Genomic DNA, 2,074 nt, shown 5'->3' on the forward strand with positions numbered 1-2,074 from the left:
ATGATTGATTTCATAAAGCATATTCAATGAATTATCTCCATGTGTGAAGTAAATACTGTTGATATCCAAGTTAGAATGTTTGCCATTCAAATTAGCTTTTGTGTTGACATAATTGTCCTTGCTTCCTAATTCGTATTGGCTAAGGATGACGTTACTTTCTTCATCTAAGTTCAAGATAACTGATTCCAATGCTGTGGTATTTTTTTCTGCTTGAATGATAAAAACTTCCACGTTACTATTTTCTTTGGCATTGATTTCTATTACTGAACTTCTGAATTTCTTGTTGTCGTCATTGTCTCTGTAATCAAGTACAACTCGTAGGCTTGAGTTCTTTTCGGCTACAATTTTGTGAGTATCCAACAAAATATCATATTCTCTATCCGTTACCAAATCGATAACGCCGAAATCTTTTACTTGATTTTCTTCTGTTCTATATTTTTTGAATAGATTTCCCGATTTTTCGTTCATGTTCAAAGCTTCTTGGCACACACCAAAATCTTTGTTGTCTAATGATTCTACTGGATCTGAGTCTATTCTGTATTCTTTTATATCTATATCTGGAAGATTTATTTCTGTATCGTTGACTTTCAAATATTTGAAAGTTTTAAATCCCAGTTTATTTCCTTTAATTTGTTCCATATACAACTCCTATCCTATGCTTCCTTCTAATTCAAGATTAATCAAATTATTCATCTCAACCGCATATTCCATAGGTAATTCCTTCGCTATTGGCTCAGCAAATCCACGAACTACCATTGATTTTGCTTCTTCTTCTGGAATACCTCTTGTCATCAAATAGAAAATAACTTGATCATCTATTCTACCTATAGATGCTTCATGTCCCAAATCGACATGTTTATTTGCTATTTTAACAACTGGAATTGTATCTGATCTACTTTCGTTATCTAACATTAACGATTCACAGCTTACTGATGATTTTGAATCGTAAGCATTTTCTTTTATGTCTACTAATCCTCTGTAAACACTTATTCCGCCTGATTTAGATATGGATTTACTATTTACATAGCTTGTAGTGTGAGGAGCTGCGTGAATTATAACAGCGCCTGTGTCTAAGTTTTGGTCGCGTCCTGCAAATGAAATACCTGTGTATTCACTACTTGCGCCTTCTCCCTTTAAGACACTTGAAGGATAAAGCATGGATACTGCTGATCCGAATGAACCAGAAACCCATTCAACCTTACCATTTTTTTCAATGATCGCTCTTTTTGAGTTCAAGTTGTACATATTACGTGACCAGTTTTCGATTGTAGAAAATCTAAGAGTAGCATTTTCTCCAACGAAGATTTCAACTGCACCAGCATGTACATTTAATGCGTTGTATTTTGGAGCTGAACAACCTTCAATGAAGTGACAATAACTGTCATCTTCTACGATAATCATTGTATGTTCGAATTGACCTGCACCTGGAGCATTCAATCTAAAATAACTTTGAAGTGGGACTTTAACATCTACTCCTTTTGGAACGTATACAAATGATCCACCTGACCACACTGCATAGTGAAGTGCTGCGTATTTGTGTAATCTTGGTGTGATTGATTTTGCAAAATATTGTTTAACAATATCTTCATGTTCTCTAAGAGCTGTATCAAAATCTGTATATATAACCCCTTGGTCTACCAAAGATTGTTGAATGTTGTGATACACAACCTCACTATCGTATTGTGCACCAACACCGCTAAGCATCATTTCTTTTTCAGCTTCTTGAATACCCAACTTATCAAAAGTATCTCTGATTTCATCAGGAACTTCGTTCCAGTCGCTTGATCTGTCTGCATCAGGTCTTATATATGTTGTGACCTTATCCATATCAACGACGCTCAAATCAGGTCCCCATTCAGGATCTTCTGAATTGTAAAATATTTCAAGAGCTTCCAATCTTTTTTCAAGCATCCATTGAGGTTCATTTTTTTCTTCTGAAATTTGTCTTACAATTTCAGGAGTCAAACCTTCTTCGGTTTTTCTTCTAAAAGTAAATTTATTCTTGATGTCATAGATACCTCTATCCATTTCATCGACTTGAGTCTTCATTTTAGGTGCCATTATTTCACCTCTT

Annotated in this window: 2 protein-coding genes; both read right to left on the reverse strand. The window is 34.7% G+C overall.

Annotation, left to right across the window (positions count from 1 at the left end; all coding sequences use genetic code 11):
- On the reverse strand, window positions 1–639 hold a 639-nt coding region (locus KHW44_RS08975), incomplete at its 3' end, for a SufD family Fe-S cluster assembly protein (RefSeq protein WP_304068655.1).
- A 9-nt stretch (window positions 640–648) separates the two neighbouring features.
- Complete coding sequence (sufB, locus tag KHW44_RS08980) at window positions 649–2,061, reverse strand: Fe-S cluster assembly protein SufB (protein ID WP_304068658.1); 1,413 nt, start codon at window positions 2,059–2,061, stop codon at window positions 649–651.
- Window positions 2,062–2,074 lie beyond the last annotated feature (13 nt).

The organism is Finegoldia magna (assembly GCF_018371055.1).
Classification (GTDB): Bacteria; Bacillota; Clostridia; order Tissierellales; family Peptoniphilaceae; genus Finegoldia; species Finegoldia magna_I.

What these genes read in the sequence shown, in the direction of transcription:
- sufB (WP_304068658.1), bottom strand. Translation starts at nt 2,061, where the DNA reads ATGGCACCTAAAATGAAGACTCAAGTCGATGAAATGGATAGAGGTATC.